Annotated in this window: 18 protein-coding genes and 1 pseudogene; 17 read left to right on the forward strand and 2 right to left on the reverse strand. The window is 47.4% G+C overall.

Features of this window, described 5'->3' with window-relative positions:
- The first annotated feature begins 116 nt into the window (after nucleotides 1-116).
- The 9 genes and pseudogenes from DC345_RS13445 to DC345_RS13480 all read left to right on the forward strand — a co-directional run bounded on the left by DC345_RS13445 (nucleotide 117) and on the right by DC345_RS13480 (nucleotide 7,716).
- Nucleotides 117-1,292: a serine hydrolase domain-containing protein gene (locus DC345_RS13445; RefSeq protein ID WP_113053526.1), complete on the forward strand. Its 1,176-nt coding sequence runs from the start codon at nucleotides 117-119 to the stop codon at nucleotides 1,290-1,292.
- Between the two features lie 91 nt (nucleotides 1,293-1,383).
- A complete protein-coding gene (locus DC345_RS31720) occupies nucleotides 1,384-1,560 on the forward strand; it encodes a hypothetical protein (protein ID WP_181586586.1) in 177 nt (58 codons plus the stop codon).
- Between the two features lie 156 nt (nucleotides 1,561-1,716).
- On the forward strand, nucleotides 1,717-2,043 hold the full coding sequence (locus DC345_RS13450; RefSeq protein WP_146752132.1) for an immunity protein TriTu family protein: 327 nt from the start codon (nucleotides 1,717-1,719) through the stop codon (nucleotides 2,041-2,043).
- 126 nt (nucleotides 2,044-2,169) lie between these two features.
- Nucleotides 2,170-2,988, forward strand: coding sequence for a purine-nucleoside phosphorylase (locus tag DC345_RS13455; RefSeq protein ID WP_113053528.1), 819 nt, complete (start codon nucleotides 2,170-2,172; stop codon nucleotides 2,986-2,988).
- A 279-nt stretch (nucleotides 2,989-3,267) separates the two neighbouring features.
- A pseudogene (locus DC345_RS13460) lies at nucleotides 3,268-3,501 on the forward strand (hypothetical protein); the annotation flags it as partial.
- Between the two features lie 401 nt (nucleotides 3,502-3,902).
- Nucleotides 3,903-4,442: an SMI1/KNR4 family protein gene (locus DC345_RS13465; protein WP_113053530.1), complete on the forward strand. Its 540-nt coding sequence runs from the start codon at nucleotides 3,903-3,905 to the stop codon at nucleotides 4,440-4,442.
- Between the two features lie 39 nt (nucleotides 4,443-4,481).
- Nucleotides 4,482-4,922, forward strand: coding sequence for a GNAT family N-acetyltransferase (locus DC345_RS13470; protein WP_113053531.1), 441 nt, complete (start codon nucleotides 4,482-4,484; stop codon nucleotides 4,920-4,922).
- Nucleotides 4,923-5,062: 140 nt separating this feature from the next.
- The gene (locus DC345_RS13475) at nucleotides 5,063-6,310 is read left to right on the forward strand and encodes an MFS transporter (RefSeq protein ID WP_113053532.1); all 1,248 of its coding nucleotides are present in this window, start codon (nucleotides 5,063-5,065) and stop codon (nucleotides 6,308-6,310) included.
- A gap of 83 nt (nucleotides 6,311-6,393) precedes the next feature.
- The gene (locus DC345_RS13480; protein ID WP_113053533.1) at nucleotides 6,394-7,716 is read left to right on the forward strand and encodes an LLM class flavin-dependent oxidoreductase; all 1,323 of its coding nucleotides are present in this window, start codon (nucleotides 6,394-6,396) and stop codon (nucleotides 7,714-7,716) included.
- A 32-nt stretch (nucleotides 7,717-7,748) separates the two neighbouring features.
- On the opposite strand, the gene DC345_RS13485 is transcribed toward DC345_RS13480, so the two are convergent.
- Nucleotides 7,749-8,453 (reverse strand): DUF6199 family natural product biosynthesis protein, encoded by a 705-nt coding sequence (locus tag DC345_RS13485; protein ID WP_113053534.1) that lies wholly within the window; start codon nucleotides 8,451-8,453, stop codon nucleotides 7,749-7,751.
- 170 nt (nucleotides 8,454-8,623) lie between these two features.
- The gene (locus DC345_RS13490) at nucleotides 8,624-11,773 is read right to left on the reverse strand and encodes an alpha-mannosidase (protein ID WP_113053535.1); all 3,150 of its coding nucleotides are present in this window, start codon (nucleotides 11,771-11,773) and stop codon (nucleotides 8,624-8,626) included.
- Between the two features lie 232 nt (nucleotides 11,774-12,005).
- On the opposite strand from DC345_RS13490, the gene DC345_RS13495 reads away from it, so the two are divergent.
- From DC345_RS13495 to DC345_RS13530, 8 genes are all read left to right on the forward strand, one after another.
- Entirely contained in the window at nucleotides 12,006-13,838 is a 1,833-nt protein-coding gene (locus DC345_RS13495) for a cache domain-containing sensor histidine kinase (protein ID WP_113053536.1), read from the forward strand.
- A complete protein-coding gene (locus DC345_RS13500) occupies nucleotides 13,835-15,394 on the forward strand; it encodes a response regulator transcription factor (protein ID WP_113053537.1) in 1,560 nt (519 codons plus the stop codon). Before DC345_RS13495 ends, DC345_RS13500 begins: the two co-directional genes overlap by 4 nt.
- Nucleotides 15,395-15,679: 285 nt before the next feature.
- Nucleotides 15,680-16,585, forward strand: a complete 906-nt coding sequence (locus DC345_RS13505) for an ABC transporter permease (protein WP_205524889.1) — start codon at nucleotides 15,680-15,682, stop codon at nucleotides 16,583-16,585.
- A 24-nt stretch (nucleotides 16,586-16,609) separates the two neighbouring features.
- On the forward strand, nucleotides 16,610-17,566 hold the full coding sequence (locus DC345_RS13510; RefSeq protein ID WP_113053538.1) for a carbohydrate ABC transporter permease: 957 nt from the start codon (nucleotides 16,610-16,612) through the stop codon (nucleotides 17,564-17,566).
- Between the two features lie 58 nt (nucleotides 17,567-17,624).
- Entirely contained in the window at nucleotides 17,625-19,124 is a 1,500-nt protein-coding gene (locus DC345_RS13515) for an ABC transporter substrate-binding protein (protein WP_076287867.1), read from the forward strand.
- Between the two features lie 100 nt (nucleotides 19,125-19,224).
- Nucleotides 19,225-21,882: an endo-beta-N-acetylglucosaminidase gene (locus DC345_RS13520; protein WP_113053539.1), complete on the forward strand. Its 2,658-nt coding sequence runs from the start codon at nucleotides 19,225-19,227 to the stop codon at nucleotides 21,880-21,882.
- Nucleotides 21,883-22,207: 325 nt separating this feature from the next.
- Nucleotides 22,208-23,215, forward strand: a complete 1,008-nt coding sequence (locus DC345_RS13525; protein WP_113053540.1) for a zinc-dependent alcohol dehydrogenase — start codon at nucleotides 22,208-22,210, stop codon at nucleotides 23,213-23,215.
- A gap of 12 nt (nucleotides 23,216-23,227) precedes the next feature.
- On the forward strand, nucleotides 23,228-24,055 hold the full coding sequence (locus DC345_RS13530; protein ID WP_113053541.1) for a sugar phosphate isomerase/epimerase family protein: 828 nt from the start codon (nucleotides 23,228-23,230) through the stop codon (nucleotides 24,053-24,055).
- Nucleotides 24,056-24,062 lie beyond the last annotated feature (7 nt).

Consider the following 24,062-nt stretch of genomic DNA (forward strand, 5'->3'; position numbering starts at 1 on the left):
TCGCGGATTAAATCGAATAACATGGTTTTATTATGTAATACGGATGATATCATTTATATAATAAGCACACTTACTTTAAATAATCAAGCATGTGGCACATGGAGGGGATGAGTGAGATGGGAGACAAAAATATGAAGTTTAATCCTGAATTTGTAGAAGAAGTGATTCACCGTACGTTGGCAGAAAAAAGAATTGTGGGTTCCGTTGTTCAGATTGCGTGGAAAGGGGAAGTGGTCTATAACAGCGCGGATGGCCTCGCCGATCGAGAACAGAACAGACACATGCAAGAAGATGCGTTGTTCAGGTATGCTTCTGTAACCAAGCCAATTGTATCCACCGCCGCCATGGTATTGATATCCCAGGGTAAATTAAAGCTGGATGACCCGGTTATGAAATGGTTGCCAGAATTCCGTCCCAAACAGCCAAATGGGGAAGTTGCCTCCATGACGGTTCATCATCTGATGACGCATACGGCGGGTTTAACGTATCGTTTTTTTCAGGAGAACGGGGGAACGTACGAAGTTGCCGGAGTATCGGATGGAATGGATATCGCTGGCATTACGCTGGAAGAGAATTTGCAAAGGATTGCTTCTGCTCCACTGCTGTATGAGCCCGGGAAGATGTGGAGATATTCGATTGCAACAGATGTACTAGGTGCGGTTATTGAGAAAGTGACTGGGCTGACACTGCGAGAAGCAGTAGAACTGCTCGTGACTCATCCACTGGGCATGAAGAATACGGATTTTGTCGCTGTGGATTCGAAGAGAATGACAGCTGCATATGCGGACAGTTCCAACAGTTCGGGGCAACCTCGTCGCTTGCGGGATGAGGACCATGTACCGTTTATTGAAGGTGCGGCGGGCTTCCAACTTGCACTCGAAAGATACCATGAACCATCGGCCTATCTTTCGGGTGGTGCGGGCATGATAGGAAGTGCAGGAGACTACCTATCATTGCTTGAAACGCTGCGTCAAGGTGGAGGTTCGCTTCTTCCTAAAGCACTGGTGGCCCAAATGACGATTAATCAGATTGGTCATCTAGAGATGCCTTATTGGCCAGGCAGAGGATTTGGCCTGGGATTCACGGTGTTGAAAGATCCGGCAGAAGCAGGTACACCTGAGTCTGCTGGAACGTGGCGCATGGGTGGAACCTATGGTCACTCGTGGTTTGTTGATCCAACAGAAGAACTAAGCGTTGTTGCGTTCACCAATACAGCTTTGGAGGGCATGTCGGGCAGATTCACAACGGAACTTTGCGAGGCTGTCTATGAGGGAATAGAGCGAAAGAGATAAGTTGAGTTATGGATTAATATGGAAAAATGTGATAAGGTAGAGCAGCAGATTACAGTGAATTCTAAATTTGATTCCGAAATGAGATGAGAAGATGGATCGCATCCGCAATTACCTGTTTGTGTTCACAGGGAATTTTCTAGCTGCCTATATGATCTTTCCTGAAAGAACCATTGGTAAATCCGTGATGTTTGCTGTACTGATGCTGTTGCTGAGCATGGGAATGGATTTCATGAAAAGCCAAAAGCAGCATTCGTTGGAGCAGCAATAAGCAAGCTTATCATTACATGTCAGTGCGGAATAGCGGAATACCTTATCCGTATTTAATAACTGAACCGATTCTCGACAGAGGATCGGTTTTTTGTGTACAGTTGAAGCATGAAAGACATGTATGTTGGTCAATTCAGAAGGTGGGGAAGCTTTTCATATGATCCGAAACCAATTTAATCAATGGGCCCAGTGTCAGGCGGAACGGTTGCAAACGTTGGGTATCTCGACGGAGCAGGCCAAACAGGGGAACATCGATGAACGACTTATCCCTGATCCGTCAACCGGATTCATTCATGAGTCCGAGTATGCCATCGGTCAGGTGACTGTCTGGGCATCAAAACAAATGGAATATGAGGTTGTGAACATCGAGACGGAAGAACTGCTTTTATGGAAGTATGTTGAAAACATAGAGGATGACGAACCTGAATTTGATTGGATTTTGAGACAATATTTCGAGGTGTTACAGTCCGGGCTCAAACCTTAACCGGCTTCGGGAGGAGAGACAGAGGCCACTTTATCCAGCTCCCATTTACATGTCCGCGATTGTTCATTACACTTGGTTTATAGCACTTACTTAATCCAAACTCAGATGTTCAGGGGGAATATATTTATGCATCAATCTGCACATATTCAGGAAGCCAGAGATTACATATTAAACCGTATTAATAACAAGCCTGTCGTGGGCATGATTCTGGGATCAGGGCTGGGAGCGCTCGCGGACGAGATCGAGAATGCTACCGTCATTCCATATACGGACATTCCTTATTTTGCTCAATCCGAGGCTATTGGTCATGCCAACGAATTGGTCATTGGAGAATTGATGGGCAAGACTGTCGTAGCGATGAAAGGACGCCTTCATTATTATGAAGGTTTCACGCTGGATGAAGTAACGTTCCCGGTTCGGATTATGAAAGCACTGGGTGTCGAGCAGTTGATTATCACCAATGCTTGTGGAGCGATCAATACCAGCTTCGAACCTGGACAGCTTATGTTGATTACCGATCATATTAATCTGGTAGGCAATAATCCGCTGATGGGTCCGAATAATGCCGAACTGGGTGTGCGTTTCCCGGACGTGTCACAGGTATATAATCGCGAACTCCGCAGTATCGCCCTGAAGGTAGCGGAGGAGCAGGATGTCGGTTTGCAGCAAGGGGTATATGCATGGTGGAGTGGTCCGGCGTATGAGACTCCAGCAGAGATTCGCATGATTCGTACGATGGGCGCGGATGCTGTGGGGATGTCGACGGTACCTGAAGCGATTGTAGCCATCCATGGTGGGATGAAAGTACTGGGAATTTCCTGTCTGACCAATATGGCCTGCGGCATTCTGGACCAACCGTTAAGTCATGATGAAGTGATTGAAGTCGCGGCAAAAGTGAAAACAACCTTTATTGGACTGGTTAAAGGTATTTTGAAAGAGATGTAATCCGGAATCGAGAGGAAGCTTTCTTTTCAAAGTAAAAAAATTTATGAAGCATTGTCCAAGACGGAGTGATTCCGTTGGGCAATGCTTTTTTACAAATGAACATGCGCAAAATATTCCTATTTCGGTCAAAACGACCTATAATAATAGTGATTCAAGCTATAGGCTGAAAAAGGAGACTGATAGAAATGGAAGAATTGGCCCCCATGAACACGTCATTTTTGAGAGTATTCATGCAAACTGGTTAAGAGGTTTTGAAGGAGTAGGAGAAAGCTTTTTCTAACTAATGAACGATTAATTTTTATTCCTCATGGTCTGAATTTTCAGACGGAATGGGTTCAAATCGAGATCTGGGCTATGACTAAGATTGAGAAAAGTGCGACATGGGGACTAATCCCTAACGGAATTACCATTACATTAGACAGTGGACATGTCTTCAAGTTTGTTGTCTGGAATCGTTCTAAGATCATCAAAGAGAGTGTACAAGCCAAGAGAATGAATAACGAAATCATTTAAGTTTCAGATGAAGTACATAACCCAAAAAATGTGGGATAATAAACTGAACGGATTCTGCTCTGGCCAGATGAATTTATCAAATCCTCATAGATCAATGATGCATTGAAATCTATATAGACAATAGTAATAACATGATATGCACTAAAAAGGCTATAAAATGGGCACTGTCTATACGGAATTAATCCGTTGGGCGGTGCTTTTTGATTTGGCAAAATGATGGGATTAACTGGATCGTCATGCACTCCCTTGTATTTCCTATCTCTGATATCGTACAGTTGAAAGATAAACAAGGATATGGATTATCAATGAATTAACTATACTCCTGAGGAGAAACGTGAAGTATAGATTTTCTATATCATTAGACTAGACAATCTATATAGCACACAAAAAGGAGGATGAGAATGATCGAGCAAGCAGAGCTGCTATGGCAACGTATTATTGCAAAAGGAACAGGAGCAAATGCAGATTTTGAGGTAGCGCTCAATCTTCAACCTGGTGCGAGCGATGAAGATTTTCAATCTGTGGAAAATCAACTTGGGGTGACATTGCCTGAAGAGATGAAGGCTCTGTATCGTGTACATAACGGACAAGTCTGGAATGTTGGCGTAGATTGCTTTGTGCGGAACCTGACATTGTCGCCTCTGGATCAGGTTAAGGAGAATTGGGCGTTTTTGCAGGAAGAATTCGACCCGGATGATATGGAGCCTGAGATTGAAGATGATACCATTAAGCCAGTACTGTGGAACTGCAAATGGATTCCGATCGCAGAAAATGGCGGTGGGGATTATCTATGTCTGGACACAGACCCATCAGGTTCTGGAACGGTAGGACAGGTGTTGTATTTTTGGCATGATTGGGGACATCGATCAATTGAAGCTGCGGGGTTATTTGAATTCATTCAGAAGTGTCTGGAAGAAAAGGATGAGGACAATGCAACGTAGGCAGCATGAATTCGAATAAACGTAAAAGGAGTCCTTTCAATGATCCAAATAACCATGCTTCAATCCAAGCAGGCAGATGAGGAGCACCTTGCTGAGTTGCGAGCTTTGGTTCTATATGATGATCTAAACCGGTTGGGAAGATACGATGATGTGAAGGTTCGTGAACGTTTCCGTAATACATTTGATCCTGAGTATACATGGATTATCGAGTTTGAGGGTGAACGGGTGGGGTGTGTAGCATTGAAGCCCAAGTCAGAGGAGATGCTGCTGGAACATTTCTATATCCATCCCGATTATCAGGGTCGGCAAATAGGGACCCAAGTGCTGAATATGCTATTGAAACGGGATGACGTTAAGGGCAGAAATGTTACTTTAAATGTATTGCAGGGCAGTCCGGCTCGGCGTTTGTATGAACGCTTTGGGTTTGTTTTGGACAGTGAAGATGAGGTGGATGTATTCATGTCCGTTCAAGTGAAGTAATTTTACGGTCAAAATAGCAGCATAAAACAGATCCATTCATTTAATTCTTGAATGGGTCTATTGAACTTTTCTATTATACTTTCCAGTGACGGTATCCTAATATGGATAATAACCTACTTTTTATATAGGAATTATATAGTATGGAGAATGCCAAGATGCCGCATTGGAAGCGAAATCTGTATATTTTGTGGTTTGGTCTATTTTTCAATCATATGTCTTACACCTTGTCTGTTCCGTTCTTTCCGCTATTTCTGCAAAATGATCTCGGTATCCAGAGCGGATTGGAAGTCTGGTCCGGCATTTCGATCTCGATCAGCTTTCTGATCAGCGGACTATGTGCTCCATTCTGGGGCTCGCTGGCTGACAGATATGGAAGCAAACTGATGCTGATTCGTTCGGGCGTTGGCCTCGCCATTGCTCATCTGGCTAACTATTTCGTTTATGATCCTTACACATTTATCGCTGTGCGGATATTTCAGGGACTCATGGCCGGCTTCAATCCTGCATCCATTACGTTGGTCGGCACCAATACACCGGAGAAGCATGTAGGTTATGCGCTTGGTGTCATCTCCACATCCACGGCTGCTGGGGGAATTCTGGGACCGCTTGTGGGTGGAGTACTGAGCCAGTGGATCGGTCTGCGCGGATGCTTTATCGCCTCGGGAATTATTACGCTGCTCTCGGCTGTGATGGTGATATGGGTAAAGGAAGCCCGCGGTCCCCGCACTGTGGTTCGTACAAGTATTCTGGGTGATTTGAAAAAAGCTGCCGCCACGCCGGGATTAATGCGGATTTATGGTTTGATTTTGCTCGTTTCAACTTCCGTGCTCATTATCGAACCTGTACTGACGCTTTATGTGGTCCAGATTGGTGGTGATGTCAGTAGTGCAACACTTAGTGCAGGAATCGTCTTCTCGGCCATCGGTGTGGCAACGGTAATTATGGGGCCGCGCTGGGGAAGGATTGGCGGAAAGATCGGATACGAGAAAACGTTGTTTATCGGCCTGCTGGGCGGTGGCATTGGCAGTTTACTGCAACTGACGGCGTATAACCTCATTTATTTTGGAAGTTTGCGATTTGTTTATGGTCTGTTCTTCGCAGCCGTATATCCGGCCTTGAATGCGTTGATCATCAAATATGCTGACCGTGATTTTCGGGGAAGGGCTGTCAGTCTGAGTCAGACGGCGAATCAATTCGGTATTGTACTCGGCCCGTTACTCGGCGGTTTTCTGGGCGGATGGACGGGGATTCCTTTTATATTTCTCCTGACAGGCATTGTCCTTCTGGGAGCAGCCTGGACAGTCCGGGTAAGCGAAAGGAACCAGACGAATAAACCGGGATTGGGTATGGCAGCAGCAGAAGCAGGCGCAAACAGCATAAAGAAATGATGAAATGAAGAAGCGATTCTCAGAGAAAAAAGGTACTCGAACTGAATTCATTGTTCATCACCACAACAAAGGGAGGAATTCATATGTCACAACGACGATTGAGATTGGGAGCAAACTTGAATGGAGTGGGAAATAGCATTTCTTTTTGGCGGCACCCGGATATTCCAATCAATGCCAGCGTAAATCTGGATTTCTACAAGAAGCAGGCGATTAAGGCGGAGGAAGGGAAGTTCGATCTGCTTTTTATTGCGGACGGCCTATTTATTAACGAGAAATCCAACCCGCATTTCCTGAATCGTTTTGAACCGTTAACCCTGCTCTCCGTTCTCGCGGGAGCAACCTCACATATCGGGCTGGTTGCGACGTTGTCCACCTCATACAGTGAGCCGTTCACGGTAGCAAGACAGTTTGCTTCTTTGGACCATATTAGTGGAGGACGAGCCGGATGGAACGTAGTCACTTCGCCACTTGAAGGCTCGGCTCTGAATTTTGGCAAAGGTGAACATCCGGACCACGCACTGCGCTACGAAATTGCAGAAGAACATCTGAATGTGGTTAAAGGACTGTGGGATTCCTGGGAGGATGACGCGTTTATCGGGGACAAAGAGAATGGTGTTTTCTTCGACCCATCCAAAATGCATACGTTGAACCACCAGGGAGATCACTTTTCCGTTCAGGGGCCACTCAATGTGGCGCGCTCGAAGCAGGGACATCCGGTCGTTTTCCAGGCAGGTTCTTCCGAATCCGGCAAGGATCTGGCGGCCCGATCGGCTGATGCTGTATATACGGGGCATGAGACGCTGGAGGAAGCTAAGGAGTTCTATTCGGATGTGAAGGCAAGAGCGGTGGCTTATGGACGTAAGGCAGAAGATATTCTGATCTTCCCTGGCATCGGTCCCATTGTGGGCAGAACGGAGGAAGAAGCGGAGCGCAAATATCAGGAGATCGCGGAATTGGTCAGCATTGACCAGGCACTGAACTATTTGGGCCGATACTTCGATCATTATAACTTCGCCCAATTCCCATTGGATGAGCCCTTCCCGGAGATTGGTGATTTGGGCAGTAATAGCTTCCGCAGTACAACGGACAAGATCAAGCAGCAGGCACGAGAACAGGGACTGACCCTCCGCCAAGTGGCATTGCTTGCATCAACGCCGCGCACATCCTTCATCGGTACACCGGATCAGATTGCTGATCAGATTCAGGAATGGTTCGAAGGGGGAGCTGCGGACGGTTTCAATATTCGTACAGTTGTGCCGAACGGACTCGCGGACTTCGTGGATCTGGTCGTACCTGTCTTGCAAGAGCGCGGCCTGTTCCGTACCGAGTATGAGCATGAGACACTGCGCGGTAATTTGAATCTTGAGATTCCACGCAATCGATATACATTGGAGACGGTAAAATAAATCAAATATCGCATATCGAACGTGCTTCCAGTTTAGAATGCTTTAAAAGCGATCCAGAAAGCCCCTATCATAAAGACAATTCCGCATACCTTGCTCAAAAAGTAATCAAATTCGCTAGGCTCGACATCGTTCGCCCAGAACGAACGAAGCGAGAGGTAGAAAAGGAAGTCTTGAAATTTTTGATAGCGGAAGCTGCACCATCCGAATATCACTGCGGCTAATGCGAGAAACAGATAACCTGGAGCACCACGAGTGTAATGATATTCCGGGTAAGCGGCTGTTACAAGCGTTGCAGGAGAGAATTGTTCTTCCCCATCCTGAAGTACTCTCTGGCTGCCAACGTACAAGAAGACCTCGGAAACGCTATTGCCTTTTGCATCAAAACTTATTAATTGTCCCGAATGATCTTGGACTTCATACTTGTTCCCGTTAGGATATATCAAGTCATACGTTGTACTGAACGCAGAATCAATTTTCGTGATGAGATATTGCTGATGATTGATGTAAACAGTCCGCTCCTGATGATCAAGGCGTACTTGAATAGGATCTGCCGTTCCGCTGCGATAAGTCGTTAGATTACCTTGTTCACTATTGAATGTGTACTTGTTGTTCTCAACATGGAAAATCGGCTCTGTGAAATAAGTTCTGGACAGGATCGCGACGATTACGGACAGGACCAGAACGCATGAAAAGAAAATGAAGGTGGGGGACTTGATTTTTTTGAGTGACACTGCCATATAAACGTCATCCTTTCCATTTTGTTCTATAATACGTCATTGAGAAGTACAGGTTGCGAACAGTTACTGCCTTAATAACGATCGAATAACCACAACACGAAGAAACGAGCAAGTCGCCCATCATCTGGGGACTTGCTCGTTTCTTTGGTTAAGCTGCTGCAGCTATAGGGTTATACTCTCAGATCAATCTCAAACGTCTTGATTTCATAAGGTTCAAGAGCAAAAGTTATCGGTGTATCATACAGGAGTTCGCCCTCCGGTACTTCCATAAGATTGCATTCTCTCCATGCGTGAATCCGTAGATCGCTTGTCAGTTCAAGCATATTCATGCTGCCGGAATAATCATGAACGCGTACGATGACACGATTGGAATCCTCCGCCTTCTTAACTGCCGAGATCATGGCTGTGCTGCCGGACAAGGTGAACATGGAGCGACTTGGTTGCTCTGATTGTCCCACTGTATATCGAGCCGGAGAATTTAGAAGCCAGGCTTGCTGCACGGTTCCGCCAACCAGCCAATCTCCCTGATGCGGAAGAAGAGCATAGGTGAAGCTGTGCAGTCCCTGATCGGCATGTGGATCAGGGTGCGTAGCGCTCTTGATCAGGGTCAGCCGCATGACGTTATCTTTAATGTCATAACCGTACTTGGAATCATTCAGCAAACTGACGCCATAACCTCTGTCGGACAGATCCGCCCATTGATGGCCAACGGATTCGAAACGCGCCCAGTCCCAACTTGTGTTCCAGTGCGTCGGCCGTTTAACGTTACCGAACTGAATATCATAGGTGGCTTCGGTAGAGCGGATGCCGACTGGAAAGGCAACTTTCAGCAGTTGCTGCTGTTCATGCCAATCCACCTCTGTGGCGTAATCGATTCGCCGCTGCCCGGCATATACAGTCATGTTCTGCGTAATCGTGGAGCCGAGGTATTCCCAAGCGAAGCGAATCACGGCCTGAAGCGGCCCAGTCTCTACGACTTCAATGCTGGTGCATTTCGTAATCTCTCGCATATCCTCCTGATAGAAGATATCAATATCCCAGGCTTCGTGGGCAAGCGGTTTGTCCTCGAACACCTGAAGCACATTGCCTCTAGCGCCTTTGGCAAGCACCTCACGGTGTGACTCTTTATCGTAAAGGCGTGTCAACTGCCCATTCTCGTTCCACTCGAGCAGATAGAACGGCGTCTCAATTCCATTGGCTGAGTGGATGAATGGCGAATGCTCAGGGATTTCGTTTACCGTACTGATCTGGAAGTGAATGGTGGTGTACCCCAGCGAAGGAATATCCTTCACCTCGACGGACCAAAGGGCATCCTGGTATTGAGCGTTCAGGATCTCACCGGAATCGCTCAGCCAAGTCCCCGTTTCCAATTCACCTGATGCCGCAGGAATGCTCACAATTTCTGTAACGACCCATGGGGAGGAGTTCCAAATGGTGTACGTATGCGGAGATTCTCCGCTGCCAGCGATAGCCATCCGAGCCTGCGTGTCCACGTGACTGCCAATCTGCTCAGCTTCTGCATATTCAATTCTGCTATCCTCATACACCTCTGTGATGGAGGAACCGGGAATGATGTCATGGAACTGGTTGCGCAAAATGATTTTCCAACCCGCAGTCAGAGACTTCGCTTGATACAGATTCCAGTCATTATGCACAATACTTTGCAATGCATTCAGCCATTCTGCTTCGCGGTAAGCCAGCTCAAGCTTGCGGTTCATCCGTTTGTTGTACGCCTGACTGGTATACGTTCCGCGGTGATACTCCAGATACAGTTCGCCGTCCCATGTATGGATGTACGAATCGGTTTTCTCCACTGTCTCCTGCAGCTTTTCAAAATAATCATCTGCACGTCCTGTCTTAACCTTGGGCAGTCCGGGCAGTTGATCCAGCCGTCGTCTCATCTCCAGCATTTCACGGTTAACTCCGCCTCCGCCGTCTCCGTATCCGTACGACAGCAGCAGATCCTGGTTCATCTCCTTGTCGCGGTAGGCATCCCAGATGCCCTTGACCGTCTTCGGAATGATTTTCCCGTTATAGGTATAGAACCATGAACCCGGCTCGGACCAAGGCTCAGGCGTGGTAATGAAGTGGGTCAGCACCTCTGAGCCGTCAATTCCGCGCCAGTGGAATGTATCGAATGGCATGCGGTTGTATTGGTTCCAGCTGATTTTGGTCGTCATGAACGTATGAATGCCGGATTTTTTCAGAATTTGCGGCAGGGACCAGCTATAGCCGAATACATCTGGCAACCAGAGATATCGGCAATCCGTCCCGAATTCTTCTTTGAGAAAACGAGTACCGATCAGCAATTGCCGGACCAGAGATTCGCCCGAAGTCAGGTTGCAGTCAGCCTCCAGCCACATGCCGCCGCCCGCTTCCCAGCGACCTTCAGCGACACGTTCCTTGATGGATTCGTACAGTTCCGGGTAGTCCTCTTTCACATATTCGTACAATTGGGGCTGTGTCTGAAGGAAAACATACTCCGGGAACATCTCCATCAGTCGCATGACCGTAGAGAAGGAGCGGGCGCATTTCTCGCGCGTATGCTTCAACCGCCACAGCCAGGCAACGTCAATATGAGTATGGCCGATACAAGTAACAGTCACATCAGAGGCTTTGTCCATCGCACTCAATCGGGAGCTCAAGTCATCCCTTGCGTCATGCACAGAAGAATAGAAAACATCGGACTTAGGCTGCGACCAGTCAATCAGGCGGAAGGACTGCTGGAGCGCATGAAGCAGCTTTGTGCGTTCCGGTGCATGGGCATCCAGAATGTTGACCGTTTCCAGAATCGCCGACCCTGTAAATACAAGATCATCAACAGCTTCATCCAGCCAGCACAGTTCTGCTTGTCTGAACGTATGCGTCTGGTTGCGGGGCTGACCGCCACCTTCCAGACCGGACCATAAGCGGAAGACCAGCTCGTTGGTGCTGCCTGCGGCAGAGGCTGGAAAGAACACTTCCTTGTGGTTGGAATCTACGCCTTGAAACGGCTTGCCATCCCAGTAGAACAGGGATTCAAACCCGGAATTGTTACCACCCCCGGTATCGCCAAAATCAAACAGTCCGACAATCCGTTTATCTGCCCAGGAGGCAGGGAACTCGACTTTTGTACGCAGCCACAAATAGAGATCTCGACCGGACCAACTTTCTCCTGTATGCATAGGCTTCCAATGGCTATTATCTGCCGGCAGGACCGGGTTGATCTCTTCCCTGCGGTCTTCGCAGGCAAGAAAATGATTTAAAGGCAAACGATTCCGGTAACGGAGCTCGGATAATTCATGAATACGTGCTTGTAGTTTGTTTTCAGTAAGAAACATCGTTAAAAACCCCCAGTTCATTTTATCGGGGAGTGATTCATATATAGAGAGCATCCAAAGCGAGTATGTATTACATAACTTTTATAGGGGAATGCGCCCATTATAGCGCTTCCATTCAATTTTGACAAATCATAATATGGATTACGGGTTCTGAGGGCTGGTGATTGTCGAATTTAACCAAACGGTGATACACTGAGTTGGAAATTGGTCTGGAGGAGGTGTTCAGGCGCGAATGTCCAGGATACGAACCATGTATAAGAACTACTTGAAGAAAAAAATGTTCAACAAAATCCTGCTCTTTTATTCCATGGTGATGGTCCTGTTGTTCATCAGCATATCGGTGTTGGCCTACCGCTATTATGAACAGCGAGTGGTACAGGAACAAATGGATGCCAGTTTGCAGGAGCTGGATATTGTCAGTATCAACCTGAATCAGCAATACGAACGGCTGTATAATGCCGTGCAGCAGATTTATACCGACGCCATGATCGGCGATGATCTGAAGTATTTTTTGACTCATGAATACGAGGATTTTCTCAATTGGCGTCTGAATCAATATGCTTACAGCTACCGTACAGAGCGAGGGAACTTCGATTATCAATTACGTCTGTTGTTAAAGGATGAGGCTTCGATTGCAAATGTCGTGTTATACAGCACGGATCAGGATTTCTTCTATGTGCTTAATCGGGAGACTCAGCACTTTTACTATCATCCCAAGCTGCCTGCAGGGCATCAGGACTGGTTCCAGCGGCTGAGGAGTGCACCTTGGCAATACATGGGCAGCGAACCGCTGTTCGAAGGGAAAATGGCTGATGAGCCTACCCCTTACAGCTACGCGAATGTGCTCAAAGACTCCGTGACATTGAAGCAGTACGGAGCAATTATGTTTGAGCTGAATACAGACCGTATCAAAGGGCTTCTTCGAGATAGACTCGACGGCAAGAACAGTCGGATCATGTTGATGACAGGGGAAGGTCAGGTGATTTTCGATTCGCAAGGCAAGTATGACAACACCGTCTACCCGTACTGGGGGAAGATGAATTTGCCGGAGGATTGGGTGGATCTGGAGGAGCGCTCCAAGGTGCAGCTGCTGAATATCGGGAATACGGGAATGGTCGTGGCTTCTATTATTCCGGAGTCGCAAATCAAACAGAGCCTTCAGGCGATTCGTTTCAGCCTCATTGGGATTGTGATTCTGTGCATCATGATTAGCATCGCGGTGACGTTCACCATCATCCGCCGTTATTCCAAAAAAATTCATAGACTCGTGCTTTACATGCGTCGCTGGCAGGAAGGTGATCTGAGTAAACGTATCGAGATGGAGGGGGAAGATGAGCTGCAGCAGATTTCGCAGAGATTTAATCATATGTGTGATCGGCTGGAGTCTTACATAGAAACGGTATATGTGTCGGAGATCAAACAAAAGAACGCACAGCTTGTGGCTCTGCAAGCCCAGATTAATCCCCATTTTCTGTATAATACGTTGGAAAGCATCCGCATGAAAGCCATCAGTTTGGGAGCCAGGGATGTTGGGCAGATGATTTATATTCTCGCCACGATGTTCCGTCATTTGATCAAAAAGCAGACACATGTAACCTTGGCGGAGGAAATAGAGCTGTGCGGCATGTACCTGGCTTTGGTCCAGTACCGGTATGAGGACAAGCTGCACGTGGAGACCCGTATCGAGAATGCAGCGGCGGGAAGCATGGTCGTCAAGTTGCTGGTCCAGCCGATTATTGAGAATTACATTGTGCATGGTTTTCGTACAAATGATGAGGATAACCGAATCTCCATCACAGCCGAAGAAGAGAACGGCGTGATTCGCATCCGTGTAAAGGATAACGGAAAGGGGATTTCCGCGGAGAGGTTGCTTGAACTGCAGCATGGGTTGCATAAGGGCGATGAAGCTACTGAGACATCTGACCGATCTTTGGGTCTTAAGAACGTCCACGACCGCATACGTCTGAATTATGGCAGTGATTATGGTCTGCACCTGAACAGTGTGGAGGGCGAAGGATGTGAGGTGACCATCAGCATTCCAGTTACAAGGGAGGAAACGGGATGAGAAGTGTAATGTTGGTCGATGATGAGCCGCTTATTGTGAAAGGAATGCAAGCCATCATTGATTGGGATCAGAATAATATGCAAATTGCCGGAACGGCTTGCAATGGGTTGGAAGCGCTAGCAATGATGGACGAGGTTCCTGTCGATCTGATTATTACGGATATCATGATGCCGCAAATGACCGGACTTGAACTGATCCGGGAGACCAAAGCGCGCAATCCATATACTAAATTCATTATTTTGAGCGGTTACGAAGAATTCAAATATGTGCGGGAGGGCATCTCGCTTGGAGTCGAGAACTACCTTCTCAAGCCAGTCAATATGGATGAACTGGAAGCGACCATCAAGCATATGCAGCAGGATTGGGAGCACGAAGAGATGCGCCAGATTCAGATGGATCAGAGCTGGAGGATTCTGCGCAACAATATTTTGCAGCGGTGGGCGAACGAGACCATTGACGCCAAAGAATTCCGTGAGCGTGCGCAGCTGCTTGAGATTCCCATGAATAAGTCCACATATTGTGCGGCTTCTTTGCGAATTGTAGGGGAGGATAAAGGGGAGGATTCCCAGATGTATCTGCCTGGAATTGCTGAGAAGTGTGAGCAGATCGGGAACAAAGACCTCCCGGATGGCTGCGGTATCATCTGTTTCCCCGATCAGGAGGGAGACATCATGCTGCTGTTCATTTCATCAGGTACGGAAAGTAGTGATGAATGGCAGCTCCAGGCACTTAACAAGATGAAGCAAGCGGTTGCTGAGGACACAGGTGCACGTGTATGGGGGATCATCGGTCAATCCGAGTCGACCTATCTGGGTTTTCCGAAGAGCTGTAAGTCTGTCAAGCTGTGGCTTCAGAACCATTTGTTTATGGATTGTAATACCTTCATCATGCAAGTGGAGAACGAAGAACCTACCAATCAGCATCAAGAGAAGCCAGGGCCAGCGATGGAGCAATTCCACAAGCTGCTGCGGGATGGGGAAGGTACAGAGGTGGACCGGTTCATCGACGAATTCTTCAGTGTTGAGGGTAAGGAACTTTGTCTCGCAAGAACACCGTTCTTCAATTCTGCCATCCAGCTTATGCTAGCCGCCAAGGAACTGGAGAAAACGCCTGACTACGGGGACATCTTCGGGCCCCTGTCCAGAATTCATACGCTCAGCAAACTGAAACAATTGGTCAGAAAAGTTGTTCATCACACGCTGGATACATATCATACCGCCGAGAAAACGTACAGCCCGCATATCATGTCTGTGCTGGAGGTGGTGAAAAATCACTATCAAGATGAGCTTTCACTTAAGACGCTCAGCCAGAGGATGGAGCTTCATCCGAACTACCTCGGCCAATTGTTCCAGCAAGAGGTCGGTACCACGTTTTCTGATTATGTGAACCAGTACCGGATCGAGCGTGCCACTCATTTGCTGTTATATTCGGACAAAAAGACGGCAGAAATAGCGGGCGAGGTGGGTTATTGGGATTCCACTTATTTCTACAGACAGTTTAAGAAATATGCTGGCGTTTCTCCTACGGAGCTGCGGTCGATCTACATGAAAAAATAAGCCGGGAGCTCCGGCTGAATGGAGACACTCCCCATGTGGGGGTGTCTTTTTTGTAATGCAATGAATGCACGATCTTTAATTAATCCATCAAATTATTGGTTTTTTCAACTATCTCAAAATTGGTAGCGCTTGCATAATGGAGGTAGGAGTGAACGAGGAAATCCAAAGCAACAAAAGAGCTTAGGTCCAGTGTTGATTATAGGGGATTAATACTGGATGTAGCTAAAGCGATAATGAACGAGATTATAAGGAGGGACAGCCGTGCAGGGCATCTTCAAAAGTCTGATGAAGAACAAGGCGTTTCTTCTGCTGGTACTGCCGGGAGCAGCTTGGTTTATCATTTTTGCCTATTTGCCAATGTTCGGAACGATTATTGCTTTTAAGGACTTCCGGATTCATCCGGGCGGATTTCTTGAAAGCGTTCTAAAAAGCGAATGGGTCGGGTTCAAAAACTTTGAGTTTCTGTTCTCCACCAGTGACGCCTATATCATCACACGTAACACCATTCTGTATAACCTGGGTCTGATCTTTCTCGGGTTGGTGCTCGCGGTGACGCTTGCGATCATCATGAACGAACTGCTGAACAAACGGCTGGCGAAGATCTATCAGACCGCAATGTTTATGCCTTATTTCCTGTCATGGGTTATTATCAGTTATTTCGTCTTCTCGTTTCTGAGTGTGGAAAAGGGTGTGTTCAACCAGATCATTACCTATTTTGGTGGAGATCCGGTTAGTTGGTACAGTGAGACAGGGTATTGGCCGTATTTTCTCATTCTGCTCGGCCTGTGGAAAGGTGCAGGTTATGGCAGTGTAGTTTATCTGGCGGCAATCGCAGGTATCGACCGTTCTTATTATGAGGCAGCGATGATCGATGGCGCCACGAAGTGGAAACAGATCCGGTATATTACGCTGCCACTGCTCCGCCCACTGATGATCATCCTCACCATTCTGGCGATCGGCGGGATCTTCCGTTCCGACTTTGGACTGTTCTATCAGGTTCCGCGGGATTCTGGTGCGCTGTATCCGGTCACCAATGTCATCGACACGTTTGTATACCGCGGCTTGACCATTATGGGTGATACAGGAATGAGTACAGCTACAGGATTGTATCAATCGGTTGTCGGTTTGATTCTTGTCCTGCTGGCAAACTATGCTGTGCGTAAAATTGAAAAGGATTATGCCGTATTCTAGGCTTGCGGCAAGGGGGTGCTGTCCATGAGTAATTTAAGCGAACCGGTAAAGCGGGCATCTGCCCATGCGAAGAGGACCAGACAGAAATCGAAAGATTTGAATGCCATTTCGCCATTTTCCAATGTGATTTTTAATATAGCTATCGGTCTTTTTGCCTTATCTTGTATCTTTCCGTTTCTGTTCATCGTTATCATCTCATTTACCGATGAGAAGACGCTGGCGATCAATGGATTTAAGTTATTCCCTGAAGTCTGGACGCTGGATGCCTACAGATTCCTTATGGAATCCGGGCAGCAGATGGCCCAATCGTTTGGGGTTACTTTAACGGTGACGGTTGTCGGAACCGCGCTCACACTGTATTTGGTCACGACATATGCGTATGCCATCTCGCGCAAAAATTTTGCTCAGCGTCGGTTTTTCAGCTTTTTGGCCTTCTTCACCATGCTATTTTCCGGCGGTCTCGTTCCCAGTTACATTGTGGTTACGCAGGTGCTGCACTTGCGGGATTCAATCTGGGCGCTGATCCTGCCGTCAATCATGAACGCTTTTTACATTATCGTTATGCGCACATTTTTCACGACCACTGTGCCGGATGCGGTTATTGAGTCGGCCAAAATCGACGGAGCTACTGAATTCGGTATCTATACGCGCATCGTACTGCCGATTTCGTTACCGGGCATTGCGACTATTGGATTGTTCAGTACGTTAGGATTCTGGAATGACTGGTTCAATGCGCTGCTCTATATCGACAATGCGAATTTGATTCCACTCCAGACATTGCTGATTCGAATACAGAACAATATGGATTTTGTTGTGCAAAACAGCAGCCGGGTCGTGTCCTATGACATTGCCTCGACACTGCCAACGGAGACCGTCCGCATGGCAATGGTTGTCTTGGCAACACTGCCGGTTGCGCTGGCGTATCCGTTTTTCCAAAAGTATTTTATACAAGGCCTGACCATCGGTTCGGTCAAAGAATAAGTCTGGTTGTGCCTGCCCTCAAAGGGCAGTAACAATAACATTGATAAGGGGGATACACATGAAGACAAGAAAAATCGCTCTGCTCATGGTTACTTTACTGCTTGCTTTTTCTACTGTTCTAGCAGGCTGCGGTGGCAGTAATACCAATGATACAAGCGGAAATGCGGCATCCGGGGGAGAATCCGGCGATAAGGACACAGTGAAGCTCAAAGTATATCTGATTGGTGGTCCACAGCGCGATCTGCCAATGGTGCAGGAAGAAATGAACAAATACTTAATGGAGAAAATAAACACAACCGTCGACATCACGATGATTGACTGGGGTGATTATTCCAAACGTATGCCAGTCATTACCGCTTCGGGCGAAAATTATGATATCGCTTTCACCTCTTCCTGGGCTTATGACTATCTGCCAAATGCCACCAGAGGAGCCTTCCTGCCAATCAATGATCTGTTGGATAAGTATGGTCAGGGTATTAAAGAGCAGCTTGATCCACGATTCCTCACAGGATCGCAGATTGATGGCCAAAACTATGCCGTGCCAGTTAATAAAGAGTTGGCTTCGCAATGGGTATGGCGCTTCAACAAGCAGTACGTTGATAAATACAACATGGACATCAGCAAGATTCGTACATTAGAAGATCTGGAGCCTTACCTGCAGCAAATCAAGGACAATGAACCAGCAGACATTACTCCGCTGGCTGTTCCGAAGGGCTTTAAGCCTTATCTGGCGTTCGACTTCCTGCTCGGTGACGAATTCCCGGTTGGTATCAACATGAATGGAGACACCGGTAAATACGTTAATGTGTTGGAATCTGAAGAGCTGAAAAGCTCATTGAAAACCATCCGTAAATACTATCAGGCTGGTTATCTGCGCAAGGATGTAGCGACACTGGAAGGCATCGACAACATCAAAACAGGCAAATGGTTTGTTGACCGTGAACAGACACAGCCGTACGCCGAACTGGGATGGTCCAGAAGTGCGGGCTATGATATCGTGACTACACCGATGCAGGATCCGGTTATTTTCACTGGCTCAGCAACAGGCGCTATGCATGCAATTTCGGCGAACTCCAAGAACCCGGAACGGGCTATGATGTTCCTGAACTTGCTCAATACCGATCCATATCTGCGTAACCTGATCAACTACGGTATTGAAGGAACACATTACAACAAGATTTCGGATAATGTCATAGAGGATCTGCCAGCGATGAAGGACGGATTCCAGATGCCCGGTTTTGCTCTGGGTAACCTGTTCTTGACCTACATGCACAAGGAAGATCCAGCCGATAAGTGGGAAGCGTTCAAGGAATTCAACAATTCCGCGAAAGTTGCCCCGAGCTTTGGCTTCAACTTCAATCCTGATCCGGTGAAGACGGAAGTGGCTTCCATCTCCGCCATCGTGAAGGAATTCTACCCATCCATCATGACGGGAGCTGTTGACCCGGATGAGCATCTGCCGAAAGCGATCGAGAAGTTGAAAGCGGCAGGTCTGGATAAAGTGATTGCGGAAGCGCAAAAGCAGTACGACGAATGGAAAGCTGCAAATCAAAAATAACCTGAATTATAAAGTAGACATGGAAACGTCTGTCCTGGTTTGACGGGCGTTTCTTTTTTTACCCTGATTGGATTGCCAAAAATGGATTGGAGGGTATGGCATGAAAAAACTTGGTGCGAGTCTCATATTTGTAGTATTGGTATGCGCTGTTCTTTCCTCAGCGGCCTTGGCGAAGCAACCTTATTCATCCTATTGGCTGCCTGAACAATTGCTTAACTGGAATCCAGCTTCCGACCCGGATGCGGCCTTCAACCGGAGCACTATTCCACTCCAAAGCCGATTCACAGGAGAGGCAGTTAACCCGAACGCAACGAAAGATCCCAAAGTGATGGCCTTGTCTGCACTGAACCAGGGAACCAGCGGCGTTCCATCACAGGGATCGGATACATTTTCTGCAAATACGTTCTCTTACTGGCAGTATGTTGACAAGCTCGTATATTGGGGTGGCTCGGCGGGTGAAGGTATTATTGTGCCGCCAAGCGCTGACACGATTGATGCGGCACACCGGAACGGAGTGCCAATCATGGGCACAGTGTTCTTCCCGCCATCCGTATACGGTGGAAAATATGAGTGGGTGAAGCAAATGCTTCAGCAGAACAGCGACGGCTCCTTCCCGGCTGCGGATAAACTGATAGAGGTGGCAGAGTATTACGGTTTTGACGGTTGGTTTATCAACCAGGAGACTGAAGGTGGAACAGCCACTGACGCACAGTTAATGAAGACATTCCTCCGTTATCTTCAAGATCATAAGCCCGCGGGTATGGAGATCATCTGGTATGATTCCATGACGAAGGAAGGCAATATTTCATGGCAAAATGCGCTGACGGACCGGAATGCGATGTTCCTTCAGGATAACGGGAACAAGGTATCGGACAGCATGTTCCTGAATTTCTGGTGGAATGATCTTGGCAGTTCTGCGGCCAAAGCCAAAAGCCTGGGCAGATCGCCATTTGAACTGTTCGCAGGTATTGATGTGGAAGCAAAAGGATACGATACCAGTCTGAAATGGAATTTGCTGTTTCCTGAGGGGAAACCGGCTGTAACTTCCCTCGGCATTTATCGGCCGGATTGGTCGTACAACAGCGCGGACAGCATGACCGATTTCTTTGCTCGTGAAAATAAATTCTGGGTAGGGCAGAACGGCAACCCGGCCAATACGGGGACAAGCCAGGCCTGGAAAGGGATTGCGAACAATGTGGTTGAATCATCGCCGGTGGACCAACTGCCATTCACGACCAACTTCAACACGGGCAGTGGCGAGAAATTCTATGTGGATGGCACGCAGGTGCGGGAGACTGGATGGAATAATCGCAGTTTGCAGGACGTACTTCCGACATGGCGCTGGCTGACAGAGAGTAAAGGTAACGCACTTACGCCGTCCCTGGATTGGTCGGATGCCTACTATGGGGGCAGTTCCCTCAAGGTATCGGGTACGCTAAGTTCGGCGAATGCCACCCATCTGAAACTGTATCAAACCGATCTGAAGATTGAGCCAGCTACCAAGCTGTCGATCACGTACAAAACGCAGAACAAGCCGAGCATGAAGGTTGGCCTGGCTTTTGCAGACCGTCCTGACCAGTTCGTCTTTCTGGATGTAAAAGACAAAAAGGCATCGGGGTGGACGACGGACATCTTGAATCTGACGCCTTACAAAGGAAAGCGGATTGTGGCATTGTCTCTGCATTTTGACAGCAAGGAAATCATATCGGATTATGACATCCATATTGGTCAGATATCCATTCGGAACAATTCTAATCCAGTGAAGCCACTTGAAGCAGTTCAAGAATTGAATGTCATCCAATCCGATTTCCGCGGGGGTATATACGGTGATGCCAGATTGCAGTGGAAAGCACTGGATGAGGAAGTTCAGCAGTATGAGATTTACCGTGTTCTGCCCGACGGCAAAGAGACTTGGGTGGGTGCGACCACCAATAACGTCTTCTATGTGCCTGAGATGAAGAGAATCAACGCGGAACAGGCAACTATACTGAAAGTCGTAGCAGTGAATGCAAAATATGAGCGAGGCCAAGCTGCAAGCGTGACCATCCAGTGGCCAGCGTATCCGAAGCCGGAAGCAGGATTCAAGGCCGATGCAACACTTATCACACCTGGCCAGCAAGTGCATTTCACTGATCTCTCTTCCGAGGTGACGGAAGGCTGGTCTTGGACTTTTGAGAATGGCAGTCCGGCTGTCAGCACGGAGCAAAATCCAGTGGTAACGTATGACAAGGAAGGCACGTACAATGTGACGCTTACAGCTACCAACAGTTCGGGGCAGGATACCGTAACGAAGCAAGCTTTGATCACCGTAAGCAAGGGTGCTTCCGGGATCAAAAATGTCGCACTTGGCAAAACGGCCACTGCCGACCATGCCTGTGGACCTGCTGAAGGTGCGGGAAAGGCAATTGACGGCAAGGTGACGGACAACAGCAAGTGGTGCGCACTGGGTAACCAGCCGCATTGGCTGCAAGTTGATCTTGGCAAAGAACATCAGATCAGCGGTTTTGTCATCAAACATGCGGAGAGCGGTGGGGAATGGTCTGGTTTTAATACAAGCGACTATTCGATCCAGGTCAGTGCTGATGGCGTGAATTGGTCAGATGTAGTTCATGTACAGGGGAACGCCGCAGCCGAAACCTCGGATGCAATTGCGCTGGTCAAGGCTCGTTATGTGAAGCTGAATGTGCTGAAACCTACGCAGGGCGGTGATACCGCAGCCCGAATCTATGAATTTGAGGTTCATGGGTTGCAGCCGTAGTTGGCGGTTAAGAAGTGACAAGTGTAGCTGTGAAATTAGCAAAAAAGGAACCATGCGGCCAATCCGGTTTCAATGACGGCTGGCTATCCCTGAAGTAGCCAGTCATCTAATGAATGTACCGCATTGCATCAGATTACGACTGAATATAATTGATTATGAGACTCACAGATCATTGGATCTTGTGAGTCTTTTTACATTTATGCTGGATTCGCTTGCAAAGGTTATCAAATCGTTGTTTTAGATAAAAAATCGGTTTTGCAATCAAAGACAATGCGAATGAAAAGTCTTATATTGTAGTTAAAAAGATAAGAAAGGAGTGAAGGTGATGAAGAATAGAAAGATCATGTTTGCTCGTCCGCTGCAAGTGGAAACGGTAGAAGAGGATTTTATTTTGCCAGCCCTAGGGGAGAAGGAAGTATTGGTTAAATTAATCTATTCCCTCATCAGTCCGGGGACGGAGCTGGCCATGTTATCGGGAAAAGAAGAGTGGGCCAAGCTTCCCGTATGTCCGGGGTATGCAAGTGTAAGTGAAGTGATCGAGGTGGGACAGGGTGTACGCCATGTTCAGCCCGGGGACGCTGTGTTTCATTATGGTCAACATGCTGAATATCAAGTGGTATCCACAGATCATGTTTTCATCAAGGTACCTGAGCACTTGGATTTGAAGTGGGTTCCCTTCACCCGCATGGCAACCGTGGCATTCACCTCAGTTCGTGTATCCAATATTGAACTTGGGGACGTTGTGGGGGTGACGGGGCTTGGACTTGTAGGGAATTTGGCTGCTCAATTGGCACGCCTTCAAGGTGCAACTGTGATTGGCGTGGACCTGTCACCGGAACGAATTCGAACTGCCCAGACATGTGGGGTTGACTATACGCTTCATGGCGGAGAAGATAAAGTAAAAGAAAAGATACATGCCATAACGAATGGAGCAGGTGTATCCACTCATATTGAGGCGACGGGTGTACCCAGAGTAGGTGTTCAAAGTCTGGAGTGGATCGGGAAGCTGGGAGAGATTATTTTCCTCGGCAGTCCACGAGGCGAATATAACACGGATGTCACTGATATATTGAATTACTGCCACCTGTATGGACGAGGCTGCATTACGTTTAAGGGGGCACATGAATGGCGCTTCCCGGTTGAGCCGAACGAATTCGTTAAGCATTCTCTGGTGAGAAATTCGAACATTGTATTTGAACTGATGTTAAAGAACAAGCTGCATATCGAACCATTGATCAGTCATGTGATGAAGCCGGATCAGGCACAAGAAGCATACGAGGGACTGAGATTGAATAAAGACCAGTATAACGGTGTACTGTTTGACTGGTCCTAGGAGGAGATTGGGATGATTAGAGGGTTAACAAGAGCAGGCTTAGGGAACATCGAGTCCAATGAACAATATATTACAAACGCTGCAACTTACGTATTTCAGTCTGTAGATTTGAATCCGCTCTCATTGATTGAAGAGGTTGGCAAGGAACAGGCTATACATCTGTTGGAGAGCAATCAGGTGATCATCGGTTCATCCGATCTGACCGTAGACTGGAGAACCACAGATGAACAGTTTCGTGATGGACTTCAATCGCTGGTTCAAATGGCAGAAGCCTCTGCTGCATTGAACTGTTACAGCTGTTGCACCTATATTTTACCTTCCACAGATCAGCCAGCAGCATCATTTATGGCGGCAGCTACCAAACGATTGAGATTGTGTGCAGATATTCTGGACGCCTATGGCATTCGACTGGGCCTGGAGTTTGTGGGTTGCCATCATCTGCGCACTCAATGGAAGAATCCATTTATTTGGAGTGTGGAGGATACTCTTGACTGGATCGAAACAATTCATGCTCCGAATGTTGGTTTATTGGTGGATTCCTATCATTGGCATACGAATGGATTAAAGATCGAAGAGGTGTTGGATCTTAAGAAGGAACAGATTGTCCATGTTCATATCAATGATGCTTATGATCTGCCCATTGAAGAATTGCTGGATCATGAGCGTTTATACCCTGGCGAGGGAGTAATCGATTTGCAGGGGTTCTTGAAGAACCTGAAGGCGATTGGATACAATGGCGTCGTATCTCAAGAGGTGCTGGCACCAACGCCAACCGTCGATTCAAGTGAATTGTTTGCCAAGTCCAAAGCAGGCTTCGATAAAGTGTTTGCGACAATATAACCGGATC

This window comes from Paenibacillus taichungensis, from assembly GCF_003287275.1.
In the GTDB taxonomy this organism is placed as follows: Bacteria; Bacillota; Bacilli; order Paenibacillales; family Paenibacillaceae; genus Paenibacillus; species Paenibacillus taichungensis_A.